The sequence below is a fragment of the Paraburkholderia fynbosensis genome (genome assembly GCF_902859935.1).
In the GTDB taxonomy this organism is placed as follows: domain Bacteria; phylum Pseudomonadota; class Gammaproteobacteria; order Burkholderiales; family Burkholderiaceae; genus Paraburkholderia; species Paraburkholderia fynbosensis.
Window position 1 is genome coordinate 22,184 of the sequence record NZ_CADIKI010000010.1, and the last position, 17,706, is coordinate 39,889.

Sequence of the window (17,706 nt, forward strand, 5' to 3'; positions counted from 1 at the left end):
AGACTTCAAACCGACGTGCGCCACACACGCATCGCGCCTGGCAGCGTCACTCCGGCGCCGCCATCGCCCACTCACCCGAGAGTACCTTCTCCAGCCAGAACGTGCCGATGATCGTCTTGACATCGGTGATCTTGCCAGTGCGGACCCACTCGGACATCTCGGCCACGGTCGCGGTGAAGAGCTCGAGGAACTCGCCTTCGTCCAGCTTGCGCTCGCCCGCCGTCAGACCGCGCGCGATATAAATGTCTATGAACTCGGTCGAATAAGAGATGATCGGGTGAATGCGCGTCAAATACACGTATTCACGCGCGGTATAACCGGTTTCCTCGCGCAGCTCGCGTATCGCGCACGCCAGCGCACCCTCGTTCGGATCGAGCTTGCCGGCCGGATACTCGACCATGACCTTGCCCATCGGATAGCGGTACTGGCTTTCCAGCAGCACGCGGCCGTCGTCGAACAAAGGAATCACCATCACGGCGCCCGGATGCTGCACATATTCGCGGGTCGCGTGCTTGCCGTCCGGCAGTCGCACGGTATCGCACTTGAGCGTCAGAAACGGCCCTTCATGGACCGTCTTGCTGTCGACACAGGTCTCGGTAAGCGCGGCGTCGTGATTGGGAAGTTCAGCCATATGCGGACCTCGGGACAGCTTGGTGCGCGACGGCGAGACGCCGTCAGCGGCGTTTGACGAGATATTGGAAGGTAAAGCCAGGAAAGGCGAACACGACGAACAGGGCGAAAGTGATCGCATAAAACTGCCAGCCCTGTTCGAAGCGGTTCCCCGCTCGCGCCTCGAGCAAAAAACCGAGCGCGCCGACCACGAAGTACAGCACGATCAATTCGGCAATCCGGACCCACGCGCTCTTCTTCGCCGCTTTCAACGGCACCGCGGCGAAGAGACGCTGATTCAGGAAAGGCAGGTTGGCGCCGACGAGCGCCAACAGCACGATAAACCAACCCGCAGCCGACATCAGAGCAGCAGCGTGTGCTGGATAGCCTGCAGGCAGGCGCGCAGCAGCGGATCCGGGACGATACCGAGCACCAGCACCGCGACACCGTTGAGCGCGAGCAGCGCACGCGTGCCAGTGTCGGCGACGATCGGCGATTTGTCTTGCGGCTCGTCGAAGTACATCAGCTTCACGATACGCAGGTAGTAGAACGCGCCGAACAGCGACGTGATCACCGCCAGCACCGTCAGCCAGGTCAGGCCGGCGTTCATGGTTGCCTGCAGCACCGCGAGCTTCGCGTAGAAGCCGACCGCGGGCGGAATGCCGGCGAGCGAGAACATCATGATCATCATCACGAACGCGAACACCGGGCTGCGCTGATTCAAGCCCTTGAAGTCTTCGAGCGTGTCCGCTTCGAAATCGCGGCGCGCCAGCAGCATGATGACGCCGAAGGTGCCGAGCGTCGTGATCAGGTAGATGATGCTGTAGAACATTGCCGAGCCGTATGCGCTCGCGGCGCCCACGGTCTTCTGGTCAACCACACCGGCCAGCAGACCGAGCAGCACGAAGCCCATGTTCGAGATCGCCGAGTAAGCGAGCATGCGCTTGACGTTGCGCTGCACGATACCGGTGATGTTGCCGACGATCAGCGACAGCGCCGCCAGAATCACCAGCATCTGCTGCCATTCGACCGCGAGCGGCAGCAGGCCCATCACGAGGAAGCGCAGGCCCCACGCGAATGCCGCCACCTTCGGGCCCCCGCCGACGATCAGCGTCATTGCCGTCGGAGCGCCCTGATACACGTCAGGCACCCACATGTGGAACGGCACCGCGCCCATCTTGAACGCCACGCCCGCCACGATGAAAATCACACCGAACAGCAGCACGCCCGGATCGTAATGGCTCGAGCCGATCGCCTTGAACACTTCGTTCAGGTCGAGCGAGCCAGTCGCGCCGTACAGCATCGAGATGCCGTACAGCAGGAAACCGGAAGCCAGCGCGCCGAGCACGTAGTACTTCATCGCAGCTTCGTTCGACTGCGGCACTTCGCGGCGCAGCGCGATCACAGCGTAGAGTGACAGCGACATCAGTTCCAGACCGAGATACAGCGTCAGGAAGTTGTTGCCGGAGATCATCACGAGTTGGCCGAGCAGCGCGAACATGCCTAACAGGAAGAAGTCTCCGCGGAACAGATTGCGATCTTCGAGGTAACGGCGCGAATAAACGATCGATACCGCGTAGCCGAGCGACACCACCGCCTTCATCACGCTGGCGAACGGATCCACCACGTACATGTGGCCGAAGAAATAATGCACTTGCGGGTCGAACGCATTCACCGCAAACCAGACGCCGGCAACCAGCGTCGAGAAGAATGCGATGAAATACGTGGTACGACGACCGTCCTGGCCGACGAACGTGTCGTTGAGCCACGCGACGACCACGGCGAGCATCACCAGTGCGTCGGGCAACAGAGCAGTCATAGGGGCGTTTTGCATGGTCTTTAAATTCCTCCGCTCGGCGTTACTGAGGCAACGGCAGCTTCGATTGCGCAACGTGGGAGAGGAGGTTTTCCACGGATACGTGCATCACATCGGTAAAGGGCTTCGGATACAGGCCCATGAACAGCGTCAGTGCGGCGAGCACTGCCAGCATGAAAAATTCGCGGCGGTTGATGTCGAGCAGGCTCTTCACATGATCGTTGGCGATCGCGCCGAAGTACACGCGCTTGTACATCCACAGCGTGTAGGCCGCGCCGAGAATCAGCGTGACTGCCGCACCGCCAGCAATCCAGAAGTTGTACTGGACGGCCGCGAGAATCACCATGAACTCGCCGACGAACCCAGAGGTGCCCGGCAAGCCGCAGTTGGCCATCGCGAACAGCATCACAAACGCCGCGAATTTCGGCATGACGTTGACGACACCGCCGTAATCGGCGATCTGACGCGAGTGCATACGGTCGTACAGCACGCCGATGGTCAGGAACATCGCGCCCGACACGAAACCATGCGAGATCATCTGCACGATCGCGCCTTCCGCGCCAAGCTGATTGAAGATGAAGAAGCCGAGCGTGACGAAACCCATGTGCGCGATCGACGAATACGCGACCAGCTTCTTCATGTCGGCCTGCACCATCGCGACGAGACCGATGTAGATCACCGCGATCAGCGACAGCGTGATGACGACCGGCGCCAGAAAGTGGCTCGCGTCCGGCGTGATCGGCAACGAGAAGCGCAGGAAACCGTATGCGCCCAGCTTCAGCATGATCGCGGCCAGCACGACCGAGCCGCCCGTCGGCGCTTCCACGTGCGCGTCAGGCAGCCACGTATGCACCGGCCACATCGGCACCTTCACGGCGAAGGCCAGGAAGAATGCTATGAATATCAGCACCTGAGGCGTCATCGCGATCTGTGCGTGCTGCCACGTGGCGAGATCGAACGTGCCGGTCTCGTTGTACAGGTAGAGCAACGCGACCAGCATCAGCAGCGAGCCCATCAGCGTGTACAGGAAGAATTTGAACGCCGCGTACACGCGGTTCGCCCCACCCCACACGCCGATGATGATGTACATCGGGATCAACGTCGCTTCGAAGAACACATAGAACAGCATGCCGTCGGCCGCGCTGAACACGCCGACCATGATGCCCGACAGGATCAGGAACGCGGCGAGGTACTGCGCGACGTTCTTCGTGATCACTTCCCACGCGGAGATCACGACGATCACCGTGATCAACGCGGTCAGCACAACGAACCACATCGAGATGCCGTCGACACCCAGGTGGTACGAGATGTGGAAGCGCTCGATCCAGGTCGCCTGTTCGACGAACTGCAGATCGGCGGTGCTCGAATCAAAACTCGTGATCAGCGGGATCGTCACGATGAAGCTGACGACCGAGCCGATCAGCGCAATCCAGCGCGCGGGAGCCGGGTTCCGGTCGGAACCGATAGCCAGAACCAGAAGACCGACGAGGATCGGTAACCAGATCGCGATACTGAGAATCGGATAAGCGTGCATTAGTGTCCCTCGCCTTATTTGCCGCCGAGCGTTACAAACAGGGTCAGGAGCCCCAACATGCCGATAATCATGGCAAACGCGTAGTGGTAGATGTAGCCGGATTGGAGGAAGCGGATCACACCGGCAAACCAGCCGATAAAGCGTGCGCTGCCGTTGACGATGCCGTCGATCACGACGACGTCGCCTTCCTTCCAGAGACCACGGCCAATTGCCACGGCGCCCCGCGCAAACACGACTTCGTTGATCTTGTCCATGTAATACTTGTTATCGAGCAACGTGTAGATCGGGCCGAATGCGCGCTTGATGACAGCCGGCAGATCCGGGCGAACCAGGTACAGGAACCACGCGACCACCACGCCCGCGAGCGCGAGCCATACCGGCAGACCCGATACCGAGTGCAGACCCATTGACGCCCAGCCGCGGAACTCCTCGGCCATCTCGTGCAGCGCCGGATGGTTTTCGCTGATGTAAATCACCTTGTCGAACGCCACGCCATGCTGGAAGAAGTCACCGAACAGCATCGGACCGACGCCGATCGCACCGATCACCACCGACGGAATCGCCAGCAGCACCAGCGGCAGCCACACTACCCACGGCGTTTCATGCGGCTCGTGCGCGTGGTCGTCGTGACCGTGGCCATGTGCGTCGTGACCATGGGCGTCATGCGCATGCGCCGCGGCTTCCGCGCCCATCGGCGATTCCGGATGCTTCGGATCGCGGAAACGCTCCTTGCCGTGGAATACCATGAAGTACATACGGAACGAATACAGCGCAGTGACGAACACGCTCGCCACCACCGCGAAGTACGCGAAACCCGAGCCCGGCAGATGCGACAGCTTCACGGCGTCGATGATCGAGTCTTTCGAGTAGAAGCCTGAGAAGAACGGCGTACCGATCAACGCCAGCGAACCGACCAGCGACGTGATCCACGTGATCGGCATGTACTTGCGCAGGCCGCCCATGTTGCGGATGTCCTGATCGTGGTGCATGCCGATGATCACGGAGCCCGCGCCGAGGAACAGCAGCGCCTTGAAGAACGCGTGCGTCATCAGGTGGAACACGGCGACGGAGTATGCCGACGCACCGAGCGCGACCGTCATGTAACCGAGCTGCGACAGCGTGGAATAAGCCACCACGCGTTTGATGTCGTTCTGGACGATCCCGAGGAAACCCATGAACAACGCGGTAATCGCGCCGATGATCATGACGAACGACAGCGCCGTGTCCGACAGCTCGAACAGCGGCGACATGCGCGTGACCATGAAGATACCGGCCGTCACCATGGTCGCCGCGTGAATCAGTGCGGAGATCGGCGTCGGGCCTTCCATCGAATCCGGCAGCCAGACGTGCAGCGGGAACTGCGCCGATTTGCCCATGGCACCGATGAACAGGCAAATGCAGGCAACCGTCAGCAGACCCCAGTCCGTACCCGGGAAAGTCAATGCCGCGAGCTCGGTGCGCTTCGCGAACACGTCGCCGTAGTTCATCGAACCGGCGAACGCGAACAGCAGGCCGATACCCAGCAGGAAACCGAAGTCGCCGATGCGGTTCACGATGAACGCCTTCATGTTCGCGTAGATCGCGGTCGGGCGCGTGAAGTAGAAACCGATCAGCAGGTACGACACCAAGCCCACCGCTTCCCAGCCGAAGAAGAGCTGCAGGAAGTTGTTGCTCATCACGAGCATCAACATCGAGAACGTGAACAGCGAGATGTACGAGAAGAAGCGCTGGTAGCCGTCGTCGTCGGCCATGTAGCCGATCGTGTAGATGTGCACCATCAGCGACACGAAGGTCACCACGCACATCATCATCGCCGTCAGCGAGTCGACCAGGAAGCCGACTTCGAACTGCGTCTTGCCGATCGCCATCCATTGATAAATGGTCGCGTTGAAGCTCGCGCCGTCCAGCACCTGGAAGAACACGATGGCCGACAGGATGAACGAGATCGCGACACCGAGGATCGTGACCGAATGCGCGCCCGCTCGCCCCACCGCTTTGCCGAACAGCCCTGCAACTAGGCAGCCGGCGAGCGGTGCCAGCGGGATCGCCAACAACAGGTTTTCATTGAGTATCGTGGACATAACCGCTTTTCCTGAAATTAACCTTTGAGCTGATCGAGATCCTCGACATTGATCGTGTCGAGGCTACGGAACAGGGTCACCAGAATTGCGAGACCGATCGCCGCTTCCGCGGCTGCAACCGTCAGCACGAAAAAGACGAAGATCTGGCCATGCACGTCGCCCAGGTAATGCGAGAACGCGACGAAATTGGTGTTCACCGCGAGCAGCATCAGTTCGATCGCCATCAAGATGATGATGACGTTGCGGCGGTTCAGGAAAATGCCGACGACGCTAATCGCAAACAGGATCGCGCCGAGGACAAGGTAATGGGCAAGGGTCAACATGATTTCTATCTCCTGTCCGCTCAGCTGTTCTTGGCAGAGGCCTGTTCGGCCGCTGCCGCCGCTGCGGCGGCTTCTTCTGCCGCGACGGTTGCCGCGGTTTTTTCCGACGCCATCTTCACCACGCGCACACGGTCCTGAGCACGCACCTTCACTTGCTCGCTGACGTTCTGGCGTTTGCTATCTTTCTTGTGGCTCGTGGTCAGTGCGATCGCCGCGATGATCGCCACCAGCAGCACGAGGCCGGCGATTTCGAACGCGAAGATGTAGTCGGTGTAGATGACCTTGCCGATCAGGCGCGTGTTCGACCAGTCGCCCATACCGTTCGCGGCCGCCGTGGTGTCGCGCAGCGCGGTGCCGGTTGCGCCGTAGCCGTGCCACAGGATCAGTGCGGTTTCGATCACGATGATCGCGCCCACCAGCGTGGCCATTGGCACGAAGCGTTTGAAGTCTTTGCGCAGTACGTCGAGATTGATGTCCAGCATCATCACGACGAACAGGAACAGCACCATCACCGCGCCGACATAGACCAGCACCAGCAGAATCGCCAGGAACTCGGCCTCCAGCAGCATCCAGATCGCGGCTGCGTTGAAGAACGCCAGCACCAGAAACAGTGCGGACGACACCGGGTTGCGCGAAGTGATCACCTTCAGCCCCGAGACAACCAGGAGCAGCGCGAAGATGTAGAACAGTACGGTCGTGAATTCCATGATTACCGGTTCATCGTTAGGCCATCGTCAGGCATTGTTCTTTGGCACGCGTGGTTAGCAAAAGCGGACGAAACCGCGAGAACTGCCGCACAGGTGCGCCGTGCCGCGGCATTCAGGCCGCGGCGTCCGGCCCGACAGCAGGCCGTGTTACTGCTTTTACTGCTGCATTTACTGCCGCGCTTATCCCTTAACCGGGAAACGCTTCAACGATACGGTGCGTCGGCTGCCTTGTTTGCAGCGATCTCCGCTTCGTAGCGGTCGCCGACGGCCAGCAGCATGTCCTTCGTGAAGTACAGGTCGCCGCGCTTTTCGCCGTGATATTCGAGAATGTGCGTCTCGACGATCGAATCGACCGGGCAGCTTTCTTCGCAGAAACCGCAGAAGATGCACTTGGTCAGGTCGATGTCATAGCGCGTCGTGCGACGGGTGTTGTCCGCACGCGTTTCCGATTCGATCGTGATGGCGAGCGCCGGGCACACCGCTTCGCACAGCTTGCAGGCAATGCAGCGCTCTTCACCGTTCTCATAGCGGCGCAGCGCATGCAGACCACGGAAACGCGGCGAGATCGGGGTCTTCTCTTCCGGGAACTGCACGGTCACCTTGCGCTGGAACGTATAACGTCCGGTCAGTGCGAGTCCCTTGAGCAGTTCCGTCAGGAAGAAGGTCTTGAAAAAATTTTGGATTGCGGTCATGGGTTCATCCGCCCTTTATTTCCAGATGTTCAACGGCGACATGATCCAGAAGCCGACCACCACCAGCCACACCACGCAGACCGGAATAAAGACTTTCCAGCCCAGACGCATGATCTGGTCATAGCGGTAGCGCGGGAATGTGGCGCGCGCCCAGATGAACACCGACAACAGGAAGAAAACCTTGAGGACGAGCCAGAAGATGCCCGGGATGAACGACAGAAACCCGAACGGAGCGCTCCAGCCACCAAGGAACAGCGTTGCAGCCAATGCCGAGATCACGATCATGTTGATGTACTCGGCGAGGAAGAACAGCGCGAACGCCATCCCCGAGTAATCGATCATGTGGCCCGCGACGATTTCCGACTCGCCTTCCACCACGTCGAACGGGTGACGGTTCGTTTCGGCGATGCCCGAGATGAAGTACACGACGAACATCGGCAACAGCGGCAGCCAGTTCCACGACAAAAAGTTCAAGCCGTGCGACGCGAAGAAGCCGTGTTCCTGCGAACCGACGATGCCCGACAGGTTCAGCGTGCCGGCCGTCATCAGCACGACGACGAGCGCGAAGCCCATCGAGATTTCGTATGACACCATTTGCGCCGCGGCGCGCATCGCGCCGAGGAACGCGTACTTCGAGTTCGACGCCCAACCGGCCAGAATCACGCCGTACACGCCGATCGACGAGATCGCCATTGCATACAGCAGACCGGCGTTGATGTCGCCGAGCACCGCGCCCGCCTGGAACGGAATCACCGCCCAGACCGCGAAGGCCGGCACGACCACCATGATCGGCGCGATCAGGTAAATCCAGCGGCTCGCCTGGGCCGGCTGAATCACTTCTTTCAGCAGCAGCTTCAGCACGTCGGCGATCGGCTGCAGCAAACCTGCGGGGCCGACGCGGTTCGGGCCGAGACGCACGTGCATCCAGCCGATCAGCTTCCGTTCCCAAAGAATCAGGTAAGCCACGCACAGCAGGATCACGACGGCTACCACCAGGATGCGCACTAGCGCCCACACCGTGGGCCATGCCACACCGAGAAGCTGGGTGCCGCCCGAGTTGATCGTATCGAACAAGCTCATTTACGCCTTCTCCACCACCAGTTCACCGAACAGGCTGCCCAGCGCTGCACCGGCAGGCGTAGCCGCCGATACGCGGACGACCGTCTCCGCAAGATTCGCGTCGCGCACGGCCGGCAACTGCACCGATTGCTCGCCCTGGCGCACGCGCACTGCGTCGCCTTCCTTCAAACCCAGCTTGTCGAACAGCGCGGCCGGCAGGCCGACCGAGTTCGCCGCGCGTGCCGCCGCCGTGAGGTGCAGCGAATCCGCGCGACGCGCGAGCGCGTCGGCGTGATAGATCGGTACGTTGGCGATGCGCTCGAACTTGCCTTCGGCCGCGTTTGCCGCCTTGCCACGCGCCACTGCAACACCCGTCCTGTTCGACAGACGTGAGTTCAGATCGCCGTCGCCGAGAGCGGCCACGCGCACTTCTTCTGCCGTGTCGAATTCGAAGCCCGGTACGCCGAGCAGGCTGCCCAGCACGCGCAACACTTTCCATGCCGGACGCGTGTCGCCCAGCGGGCGCACGACGCCGTTGAAAGTCTGAGCCGTCCCTTCGGCGTTGACAAACGTACCGGCTGTTTCGGTGAACGGCGCGACCGGCAACAGCACGTCCGCGTATTCGGCGCCGATCTGGAATGGCGACATCACCACGACCATTTCAGCCTGCTTCAGCGCGGCAAGCGCCTGTGCCGGGTTGGCCGTGTCGAACTCCGGCTCGACGTTCAGCAGCACATAGCCCTTGCGCGGTTGCTCGAACACTTCGCGAGCGTTCAGACCGCCTTCTCCCGGCAGCGCGTTCACAAGATGCGCGCCGACCGTGTTGGCCGCTTCCGTGAGGAAGCCGAGCGTCGCGCCCGTTGCGTCCGCGATCCACTGTGCGGCAGCGTGAATGACCGCGAAGTCCGGATGACGGACCGCGACGTTACCGAGCAATACAAGACGGCGTTCGCCAGTGGCCAGCGACTTCGCGACCTGCCTGCTGGCATCCGTAGGCTGCGTGCCGGCAAACGCTTCTGGCAGTGCAACGCCGTTGGCTTCCGCAATCGCGCCCGCGATACCGGCCAGCGCATCGAGCCATGCCGACGGGGCCGCGACCACGCGTTGCGCTTGCGGAATCAATGCGTCTTCGCCGCTGGCTTGCACGAGCGTGAGCTTCGCGCCGTTCTTCGCCGCCTGACGCAGACGCGCTGCGAACAGCGGATGATCGCGACGCAGATCCGAACCGATCACGAGCGCCGCATCGACGTTCGACAATTCGGCGATTGCCGTACCCAGCCAGGGCGCGCCGTTGGCCGGTGCGGAGAAATCCGACTGACGCAGACGGAAATCGACGTTCGGCGTGCCGAGCGCTTGAGCGAGCTGCTTCAACAGGAACAGTTCTTCGACCGTGCTGTGAGCGCTGCCGAGCGCGGCCAGCGCGTTCGCGCCGTGGTCGCCCTTGATGCCCTTCAGGCCCTTGACCACGTACTCGAGCGCGGTCTGCCAGTCGGTTTCGACCCAGTTGCCGCCTTGCTTGAGCATCGGCTGCGTCAGACGCTCGGGGCTGTTCAGGGCTTCATACGAGAAGCGGTCCTTGTCCGAAATCCAGCATTCGTTGATGGATTCGTTTTCGAACGGCAGAACCCGCATCACGCGATTGTTCTTCACCTGCACCACGAGGTTCGCGCCGACCGAATCGTGCGGGCTCACCGACTTGCGGCGCGACAGCTCCCACGTACGGGCGCTGTAACGGAACGGCTTGCTGGTCAGCGCGCCGACCGGGCACAGATCGATCATGTTGCCCGACAGTTCGGAGTCGACCGTCTTGCCGACGAACGAGGTGATTTCCGAATGCTCGCCGCGGCCCAGCATGCCCAGTTCCATCACGCCGGCAATTTCCTGGCCAAAGCGGACGCAACGCGTGCAGTGGATGCAACGCGACATTTCTTCCATGGAGATCAGCGGGCCGACGTTCTTGTGGAACACCACGCGCTTTTCTTCGCTATAGCGCGACGCCGACTTGCCGTAACCCACGGCCAGATCCTGCAACTGGCACTCGCCGCCCTGGTCGCAGATCGGGCAATCCAGCGGGTGGTTGATCAGCAGGAATTCCATCACGGCTTGCTGGCCCTTGACGGCCTTGTCCGACTTGGTGCGCACGATCATGCCCGCCGACACCGGCGTCGCGCATGCGGGCACGGCCTTCGGCATCTTCTCGACATCGACCAGACACATCCGGCAGTTGGCCGCAATCGACAGCTTCTTGTGATAGCAGAAGTGAGGAATGTACGTGTCGACCTTATGCGCAGCCTGGATCACCATGCTGCCTTCAGGCACCTCTACTTTCTTGCCGTCTATTTCAAGTTCAACCATGATGGTCAATCTTCCTTAACCTGTTACCGCTCAATCGTTCGCCTGTTCATCGCCGTGTCAGGCGATGAATCCCGCGGTTGACGTGTTCGTCTGGTGGTTATCTGGTGAGCCAGTCCAGCTGACCAACTCAAGCGGCCACTGTTTCCGTCGCCGCCGCCGCGCCGGCATGACCGCCGGTGAGGCAATGCTTGTGGGCGACGTGATATTCGAATTCGTCCCAGTAGTGCTTGAGCATGCCGCGAACCGGCATGGCCGCCGCGTCGCCGAGCGCGCAAATCGTGCGGCCCATGATGTTTTCCGCGACCGAGTTCAGCAAATCCAGATCTTCCGGACGGCCGAGCCCATGCTCGATACGATGGACGACGCGGTACAGCCAGCCCGTGCCTTCACGGCAAGGCGTGCATTGACCGCACGACTCTTCGTAATAGAAATACGACAGACGCAGCAGCGAGCGCACCATGCAGCGCGTTTCGTCCATCACGATGACCGCGCCCGAACCGAGCATCGAGCCGGCCTTGGCGATCGAGTCGTAATCCATGTCGGTCTGCATCATCATCTCGCCCGGAATCACCGGTGCCGACGAACCGCCAGGAATCACAGCCTTGATCTTCTTGCCGCCGCGGATGCCGCCGGCGAGTTCCATTAGCGTGGCGAACGGCGTGCCGAGCGGAATTTCATAATTACCCGGACGCTCGACGTCGCCCGACACCGAGAAAATCTTCGTTCCGCCGTTGTTCGGCTTGCCGATTTCGAGGTAATTCTGCGGACCGATCGCAAGCAGAAACGGCACTGCCGCGAACGTCTCGGTGTTGTTGATCGTGGTCGGCTTACCGTACACGCCGAAGCTCGCCGGGAACGGCGGCTTGAAGCGCGGCTGGCCTTTCTTACCTTCCAGCGATTCGAGCAGCGCGGTTTCCTCGCCGCAGATGTAGGCGCCGTAGCCGTGATGCGCATGCAGTTCGAACGAGAATCCCGAACCCATGATGTTCTCGCCGAGGAACCCGGCGCGGCGCGCTTCGTCCAACGCCAGTTCAAAGCGTCGATAGACTTCGAAGATTTCGCCGTGAATATAGTTGTAGCCGACCGTGATGCCCATCGCGTACGCGCCGATGGCCATGCCTTCGATCAGCGAGTGCGGATTGAAGCGCAGGATGTCGCGGTCTTTGAACGTGCCCGGTTCGCCTTCGTCCGAATTGCAGACGAGATACTTCTGCCCCGGAAACTGACGCGGCATGAAGCTCCACTTCAGACCGGTCGGGAAGCCCGCACCGCCACGGCCGCGCAGACCCGACGCCTTGACGTCGGCAATCACCTGCTCGGGCGGAATCTTTTCTTCCAGGATGCGGCGCAGCTGGGCGTAACCGCCGCGCGCCACATAGTCTTCGAGATGCCAGTTGTCGCCGTTCAGGCCGGCGAGAATCAGCGGTTTGATGTGACGATCGTGTAAAGACGTCATTTCGAAAGTTCCTCGAGCAGCTGGTCGATCTTCGCGCGGCTCATGAAGCTGCACATGCGATGGTTGTTCACCAGCATCACCGGCGCGTCGCCGCACGAACCCATGCACTCACCTTCTTTCAGGGTGAACTTGCCGTCGGGCGTGGTTTCGCCGAAGTCGATGCCGAGCTTCTGCTTCAGATAATCAGCGGCGCTGTCGGAACCGCCGTCCGGGCCGAGCTGGCACGGCAGGTTCGTGCAGAGCGTGATCTTGTGCTTGCCGACCGGCGAGGTCTCGTACATCGTGTAGAAGGTAGCCACCTCCTGCACGGCGACCGCCGGCATGCCGAGATAGTCCGCGACGAACTGCATGAGTTCGGGCGACAGCCAGCCATGCTCTTCCTGAGCAACGGCCAACGCCGACATCACGGCGGACTGTTTCTGATCGGCGGGATACTTCGTGATCGCACGATCGATTTCTTTCAGGCCTTCAGCTGAGATCATTTTCAGACACGACTCTTTCAATTCCTACCGAACGAAAACCCGTCGCTCATTCATGCTGCGACAGACCCGGCGTTCCTTTGCTTGACGCGTGTCCCCGGTGCAATCCGAAGACACGCGCCGATGAATACGTCCTAGCGATCCACTTCGCCGAACACGATGTCCTGAGTGCCGATGATCGTCACGGCGTCGGCGATCATGTGGCCGCGCGCCATTTCGTCCAGCGAGGACAGGTGCGCATAGCCCGGTGCGCGAATCTTCAGGCGATACGGCTTGTTGGCGCCGTCCGAGATCAGATAGATGCCAAACTCGCCCTTCGGATGCTCGACCGCAGCGTACGCCTCGCCTTCGGGAACGTGGAAGCCTTCCGTGAAGAGCTTGAAGTGGTGAATCAGCTCTTCCATGTTCGACTTCATGCCGACGCGCGACGGGGGCGCAACCTTGTGATTGTCGATCATCACGGGGCCTGGATTCTTGCGCAACCACTCAACGCACTGTTTCACGATGCGTATGGATTGGCGCATTTCTTCGACACGCACCAGATAGCGGTCATAGCAGTCGCCGTTCACGCCGACCGGAATGTCGAAATCGAGCTTGTCGTAGACTTCGTACGGCTGCTTCTTGCGCAAATCCCATTCGATGCCCGAGCCGCGCAGCATTGCGCCGGTCATGCCGAGCTGCAGTGCACGTTCCGGGCTGACCACGCCGATGCCGACCAGACGCTGCTTCCAGATCCGATTGTCGGTGAGCAGCGTTTCGTATTCGTCGACGCACTTTGGAAAACGCGTGAAGAAGTCGTCGATGAAATCGAGCAGCGAACCTTGACGGTTCTCGTTCATCTTCGACAATGCCTTCGCATTGCGGATCTTCGAAGCCTTGTACTGCGGCATCGCATCGGGCAAATCGCGATAGACACCACCCGGACGATAGTAGGCCGCGTGCATCCGTGCGCCGGACACTGCTTCGTACACGTCCATCAGGTCTTCGCGTTCGCGGAACGCATACAGAAACACCGCCATCGCGCCCACGTCGAGCGCATGCGCGCCGATCCACATGAGATGGTTCAGCACGCGCGTGATCTCGTCGAACATCACGCGAATGTATTGCGCGCGCACCGGCACGTCGATGCCGAGCAGCTTTTCGATCGCCATCACATAGCCGTGCTCGTTGACCATCATCGACACGTAGTCGAGACGGTCCATGTACGGCACGGACTGGATGAAGGTTTTGGTTTCGGCGAGCTTTTCAGTCGCGCGATGCAGCAGCCCGATGTGCGGATCGGCGCGCTGGATGACTTCGCCGTCGAGTTCGAGCACGAGACGCAGCACACCGTGCGCTGCCGGATGCTGAGGGCCGAAGTTGAGCGTGTAGTTCTTGATCTCTGCCATGGCGTTCTCTTAGTGTTTCAGACCGCCATAGCGATCCTCGCGGATCACGCGCGGCGTGATTTCCCGCGGCTCGATCGTCACAGGCTGATAGACGACGCGCTTCTCTTCCGGGTCGTAACGCATTTCGACGTAGCCGGAGACAGGGAAATCTTTACGGAACGGGTGACCAATGAAACCGTAGTCGGTCAGAATGCGGCGCAGGTCCGGGTGGCCTTCGAAGACGATGCCGTACAGGTCGAATGCTTCGCGCTCGTACCAGTTGACCGAATTCCAGATTTCGACGACGGACGGCAGGATCGGCACTTCGTCGTCCGGGGCGAATACGCGCAGACGCAAACGCCAGTTGTTCTGCACCGACAACAAATGCAGAACGGCTGCGAAACGCGGGCCGTCGTAAGCGCCGTCGGCATAAGTCTGATAGTCGACGCCGCACAGGTCCACGCACTGCTCAAAACCGAGCGAGCGGTCGTCCCGCAGACGCGTTGCCACGTTGAGGTAGTCGCTTGCCTTCACGACGATCGTCAACTCACCGATTGCCTCGGTGGTGCTCAGCAGGAGGCCGCCAAAGGCCGCCTCGAGGTTCGCTTTCAGGGTCTCGAGTTTGCTTGCCATATTGTGGGGGAGGCGTTGGCCTTATTGACGGGCGATGGTGTTGGTGCGGCGAATCTTGGCCTGCAACTGGATCACGCCGTAGACCAGCGCTTCAGCGGTAGGCGGGCAACCCGGCACATAGACGTCGACCGGCACGATCCGGTCGCAGCCGCGCACTACCGAATACGAGTAGTGGTAATAGCCGCCGCCATTCGCGCACGAGCCCATCGAGATCACCCAGCGCGGCTCGGCCATCTGGTCATAAACCTTGCGCAGAGCGGGCGCCATCTTATTGCACAGCGTGCCGGCGACGATCATCACGTCCGACTGACGCGGACTGGGACGAAACACCACGCCGAAGCGGTCGAGGTCGTAACGGGCAGCGCCCGCATGCATCATCTCGACCGCACAGCACGCAAGACCGAACGTCATCGGCCACAACGAGCCGGTGCGCGTCCAGTTGATCAGTTTGTCTGCCGTGGTGGTGACAAACCCTTCCTTCAAGACCCCTTCGATACTCATTTGCTTTCCACTCCAGACGGGGCGGCAAGCCTTGGCCACCCACGCAAACCGGCGATTAATCCATCATTCCCAGTCGAGGCCGCCCTTCTTCCAGATATAGGCAAAACCAAGCAGGAACTCGAGCAGGAAAATCATCATTGCCATGAAGCCAGGCCAGCCGATGTCACGCAAGGCCACGCCCCACGGGAACAGGAACGCGGTTTCAAGGTCGAAAATGATGAAGAGAATGGCGACGAGGTAGTAGCGCACGTCGAACTTCATGCGCGCATCTTCGAATGCTTCGAAGCCGCACTCGTACGGTGCGTTTTTCTCGGTATCGGGCTTGTTGGGACCAAGGATCTTACCGATACTGACCAGCGCTACGCCTAAACCAGTGCCTACAACGAGGAACAACAAGACGGGGAAATAGGCTGCGAGGTTCAAGACTATCCTCAATCGGTTGGTTCTAAAGTGCCGCCAAGAGCATAGCACTCCTGACGCGAAATCACTTCCGAAACGCACATGCCGCAAGCCCAACGCAAGCCGTGCCCTGAAAGTGAAAATGCCAGCCGAAGCGAAGCAAGCGGCTGGCATTTAGATAACATTTTGGTGCCGACGGCGAGACTCGAACTCGCACAGCTTTCGCCACTACCCCCTCAAGATAGCGTGTCTACCAATTTCACCACGTCGGCACTGCATGCAATCCGGGAAAACAACTTGTAAAACCCGCGAATCGCTTCAAGACTTGAATTGTAACTTGTTTAAACAGTTTGTTCAACGCACCAAAGGCAGTTTGAACGAAAATTTATTTCGGCACACCGGTGGCCGGAACGGACGCCGGCGAGGCCGGCGATGCCGGCAGTGCAGCCGAGCCGGCGACCGGCGCGGAAGCGCCGGGCGTGGCCGTCGGCGCAGCCGGTGCGGTCACCGCCGCGCCCAGCAAGCCCGCGGAAGGTTTCGACCGATACGCGCCAAGATAAGTGAGCGCGAGCGTCGTGACAAAAAACACTGCGGCGAGTACGGCCGTCGTCCGCGACAAAAAGTTGGCCGAACCGGTTGCACCGAACAGGCTGCCCGATGCGCCGCTACCGAAAGCAGCGCCCATATCGGCGCCTTTGCCGTGTTGCAGCAAGACAAGGCCGATGACCCCAAGAGCCGACAACAGCTGAACGACGATAATCAATGTTTTCAAATACAGCATCACACTCACCTGAGTCTTTATTTAACCGCGCCACACACAGTGTGTTTCGCGGGATGGGGTCATCCTCGACAGGGCGCCCTGCTTAACCGGCGACGCTGGTTGCAGCCGCGGCCTTGCAGATCGCCAGAAAATCCTGGTCCTTCAACGACGCGCCGCCGATCAGGCCGCCGTCGATATCCGGTTGACGGAACAATTCTTCCGCGTTTTCCGGCTTCACGCTGCCGCCATACAACAGCGGCACATCCGCCACCGCCGCGCCCTTTGCCGCCAGACGCGCGCGCAGAAACGCATGAACTGCCTGCGCCTGGGCCGAGCTCGCGCTCTTGCCGGTGCCGATCGCCCAGACCGGCTCGTACGCGACGACCAAACGGGCCGCCTCCTGCACCGACAGCTTCGCCAGCACTTCATCCAGCTGAGCGCCGACCACCTGCTCGGTCGAACCGGCTTCGCGCTCTTGGAGCGTTTCGCCGACGCACACGATCGGCGTCAAACCCGCTTCCAGCGCGCGCTGCGTTTTCACCGCGACCAGTTCGGCGCTTTCGCGATGATAGGCACGACGCTCCGAGTGACCGACGATCGCGAACGTCGCGCCGAAATCCGTCGCCATGGGTGCCGCCACTTCACCGGTATAGGCACCATGCGTGAACGCTGACACGTCCTGCAGGCCCCACGCGACCCGACTGCCTTCCAGCAACGATTGAGTCTGCGCGAGATACAGACTCGGCACACACACGCCCACGCGCACGTCAGCCGGCAGATCGCCCGAGCCTTGCGCCACAGCCTGCAACAGCGTGGCATTCGCAGCGAGACGCCCGTGCATCTTCCAGTTACCGACTACCAGTTTGGCTCGTTGTTGTTTCGACATCGTCTCGTCTAGTCTTGGCGGGCGGACTTTGTTTGCGCTTGCAGTCCGC

General features: G+C 60.7%; 18 protein-coding genes and 1 tRNA gene. All 19 read right to left on the reverse strand.

Annotated elements, in window-relative coordinates; genetic code table 11:
* Positions 1-46: 46 nt before the first annotated feature.
* The 19 genes from HV770_RS17790 to tpiA all read right to left on the reverse strand — a co-directional run bounded on the left by HV770_RS17790 (position 47) and on the right by tpiA (position 17,657).
* Positions 47-631 (reverse strand): NUDIX domain-containing protein, encoded by a 585-nt coding sequence (locus HV770_RS17790; RefSeq protein WP_175161662.1) that lies wholly within the window; start codon positions 629-631, stop codon positions 47-49.
* Positions 632-674: 43 nt separating this feature from the next.
* Positions 675-971: a DUF2818 family protein gene (locus tag HV770_RS17795; RefSeq protein ID WP_006052890.1), complete on the reverse strand. Its 297-nt coding sequence runs from the start codon at positions 969-971 to the stop codon at positions 675-677.
* Complete coding sequence (gene nuoN, locus HV770_RS17800; RefSeq protein ID WP_175161663.1) at positions 971-2,443, reverse strand: NADH-quinone oxidoreductase subunit NuoN; 1,473 nt, start codon at positions 2,441-2,443, stop codon at positions 971-973. The genes HV770_RS17795 and nuoN overlap by 1 nt, the downstream gene beginning before the upstream one ends.
* Positions 2,444-2,468: 25 nt before the next feature.
* Positions 2,469-3,959, reverse strand: coding sequence for an NADH-quinone oxidoreductase subunit M (locus HV770_RS17805; protein ID WP_175161664.1), 1,491 nt, complete (start codon positions 3,957-3,959; stop codon positions 2,469-2,471).
* A gap of 14 nt (positions 3,960-3,973) precedes the next feature.
* The gene (gene nuoL / locus HV770_RS17810) at positions 3,974-6,040 is read right to left on the reverse strand and encodes an NADH-quinone oxidoreductase subunit L (protein ID WP_175161665.1); all 2,067 of its coding nucleotides are present in this window, start codon (positions 6,038-6,040) and stop codon (positions 3,974-3,976) included.
* Between the two features lie 17 nt (positions 6,041-6,057).
* Positions 6,058-6,363, reverse strand: a complete 306-nt coding sequence (nuoK, locus tag HV770_RS17815; protein ID WP_013339863.1) for an NADH-quinone oxidoreductase subunit NuoK — start codon at positions 6,361-6,363, stop codon at positions 6,058-6,060.
* A 20-nt stretch (positions 6,364-6,383) separates the two neighbouring features.
* Positions 6,384-7,070 (reverse strand): NADH-quinone oxidoreductase subunit J, encoded by a 687-nt coding sequence (locus HV770_RS17820; RefSeq protein WP_121317079.1) that lies wholly within the window; start codon positions 7,068-7,070, stop codon positions 6,384-6,386.
* A 203-nt stretch (positions 7,071-7,273) separates the two neighbouring features.
* Positions 7,274-7,762: an NADH-quinone oxidoreductase subunit NuoI gene (nuoI, locus tag HV770_RS17825; RefSeq protein WP_012432383.1), complete on the reverse strand. Its 489-nt coding sequence runs from the start codon at positions 7,760-7,762 to the stop codon at positions 7,274-7,276.
* 15 nt (positions 7,763-7,777) lie between these two features.
* Complete coding sequence (gene nuoH / locus HV770_RS17830) at positions 7,778-8,842, reverse strand: NADH-quinone oxidoreductase subunit NuoH (RefSeq protein WP_042327488.1); 1,065 nt, start codon at positions 8,840-8,842, stop codon at positions 7,778-7,780.
* Positions 8,843-11,176 (reverse strand): NADH-quinone oxidoreductase subunit NuoG, encoded by a 2,334-nt coding sequence (nuoG, locus tag HV770_RS17835; RefSeq protein ID WP_175161666.1) that lies wholly within the window; start codon positions 11,174-11,176, stop codon positions 8,843-8,845.
* A gap of 127 nt (positions 11,177-11,303) precedes the next feature.
* On the reverse strand, positions 11,304-12,632 hold the full coding sequence (nuoF, locus tag HV770_RS17840) for an NADH-quinone oxidoreductase subunit NuoF (protein WP_175161667.1): 1,329 nt from the start codon (positions 12,630-12,632) through the stop codon (positions 11,304-11,306).
* Positions 12,629-13,114: an NADH-quinone oxidoreductase subunit NuoE gene (gene nuoE / locus HV770_RS17845; protein WP_175161668.1), complete on the reverse strand. Its 486-nt coding sequence runs from the start codon at positions 13,112-13,114 to the stop codon at positions 12,629-12,631. Before nuoE ends, nuoF begins: the two co-directional genes overlap by 4 nt.
* Before the next feature lie 131 nt (positions 13,115-13,245).
* Positions 13,246-14,499 carry an NADH-quinone oxidoreductase subunit D gene (locus HV770_RS17850; RefSeq protein ID WP_121317069.1) on the reverse strand — a complete coding sequence of 418 codons (1,254 nt, stop codon included), beginning with the start codon at positions 14,497-14,499 and terminating at the stop codon, positions 13,246-13,248.
* 9 nt (positions 14,500-14,508) lie between these two features.
* Positions 14,509-15,111 carry an NADH-quinone oxidoreductase subunit C gene (locus HV770_RS17855; protein ID WP_175161669.1) on the reverse strand — a complete coding sequence of 201 codons (603 nt, stop codon included), beginning with the start codon at positions 15,109-15,111 and terminating at the stop codon, positions 14,509-14,511.
* A 21-nt stretch (positions 15,112-15,132) separates the two neighbouring features.
* Positions 15,133-15,612, reverse strand: coding sequence for a NuoB/complex I 20 kDa subunit family protein (locus HV770_RS17860; RefSeq protein WP_006052903.1), 480 nt, complete (start codon positions 15,610-15,612; stop codon positions 15,133-15,135).
* Positions 15,613-15,675: 63 nt separating this feature from the next.
* Positions 15,676-16,035, reverse strand: coding sequence for an NADH-quinone oxidoreductase subunit A (locus HV770_RS17865; RefSeq protein ID WP_013339872.1), 360 nt, complete (start codon positions 16,033-16,035; stop codon positions 15,676-15,678).
* Positions 16,036-16,198: 163 nt separating this feature from the next.
* Positions 16,199-16,283, reverse strand: a tRNA-Leu gene (locus HV770_RS17870).
* Between the two features lie 113 nt (positions 16,284-16,396).
* The gene (secG, locus tag HV770_RS17875; protein ID WP_121317065.1) at positions 16,397-16,792 is read right to left on the reverse strand and encodes a preprotein translocase subunit SecG; all 396 of its coding nucleotides are present in this window, start codon (positions 16,790-16,792) and stop codon (positions 16,397-16,399) included.
* An 82-nt stretch (positions 16,793-16,874) separates the two neighbouring features.
* Positions 16,875-17,657, reverse strand: coding sequence for a triose-phosphate isomerase (tpiA, locus tag HV770_RS17880; RefSeq protein WP_175161670.1), 783 nt, complete (start codon positions 17,655-17,657; stop codon positions 16,875-16,877).
* Between the last annotated feature and the right edge of the window lie 49 nt (positions 17,658-17,706).

What these genes read in the sequence shown, in the direction of transcription:
- HV770_RS17790 (WP_175161662.1), bottom strand. Translation starts at nt 631, where the DNA reads ATGGCTGAACTTCCCAATCACGACGCCGCGCTTACCGAGACCTGTGTC.
- HV770_RS17795 (WP_006052890.1), bottom strand. Translation starts at nt 971, where the DNA reads ATGTCGGCTGCGGGTTGGTTTATCGTGCTGTTGGCGCTCGTCGGCGCC.
- nuoN (WP_175161663.1), bottom strand. Translation starts at nt 2,443, where the DNA reads ATGCAAAACGCCCCTATGACTGCTCTGTTGCCCGACGCACTGGTGATG.
- HV770_RS17805 (WP_175161664.1), bottom strand. Translation starts at nt 3,959, where the DNA reads ATGCACGCTTATCCGATTCTCAGTATCGCGATCTGGTTACCGATCCTC.
- nuoL (WP_175161665.1), bottom strand. Translation starts at nt 6,040, where the DNA reads ATGTCCACGATACTCAATGAAAACCTGTTGTTGGCGATCCCGCTGGCA.
- nuoK (WP_013339863.1), bottom strand. Translation starts at nt 6,363, where the DNA reads ATGTTGACCCTTGCCCATTACCTTGTCCTCGGCGCGATCCTGTTTGCG.
- HV770_RS17820 (WP_121317079.1), bottom strand. Translation starts at nt 7,070, where the DNA reads ATGGAATTCACGACCGTACTGTTCTACATCTTCGCGCTGCTCCTGGTT.
- nuoI (WP_012432383.1), bottom strand. Translation starts at nt 7,762, where the DNA reads ATGACCGCAATCCAAAATTTTTTCAAGACCTTCTTCCTGACGGAACTG.
- nuoH (WP_042327488.1), bottom strand. Translation starts at nt 8,842, where the DNA reads ATGAGCTTGTTCGATACGATCAACTCGGGCGGCACCCAGCTTCTCGGT.
- nuoG (WP_175161666.1), bottom strand. Translation starts at nt 11,176, where the DNA reads ATGGTTGAACTTGAAATAGACGGCAAGAAAGTAGAGGTGCCTGAAGGC.
- nuoF (WP_175161667.1), bottom strand. Translation starts at nt 12,632, where the DNA reads ATGACGTCTTTACACGATCGTCACATCAAACCGCTGATTCTCGCCGGC.
- nuoE (WP_175161668.1), bottom strand. Translation starts at nt 13,114, where the DNA reads ATGATCTCAGCTGAAGGCCTGAAAGAAATCGATCGTGCGATCACGAAG.
- HV770_RS17850 (WP_121317069.1), bottom strand. Translation starts at nt 14,499, where the DNA reads ATGGCAGAGATCAAGAACTACACGCTCAACTTCGGCCCTCAGCATCCG.
- HV770_RS17855 (WP_175161669.1), bottom strand. Translation starts at nt 15,111, where the DNA reads ATGGCAAGCAAACTCGAGACCCTGAAAGCGAACCTCGAGGCGGCCTTT.
- HV770_RS17860 (WP_006052903.1), bottom strand. Translation starts at nt 15,612, where the DNA reads ATGAGTATCGAAGGGGTCTTGAAGGAAGGGTTTGTCACCACCACGGCA.
- secG (WP_121317065.1), bottom strand. Translation starts at nt 16,792, where the DNA reads ATGCTGTATTTGAAAACATTGATTATCGTCGTTCAGCTGTTGTCGGCT.
- tpiA (WP_175161670.1), bottom strand. Translation starts at nt 17,657, where the DNA reads ATGTCGAAACAACAACGAGCCAAACTGGTAGTCGGTAACTGGAAGATG.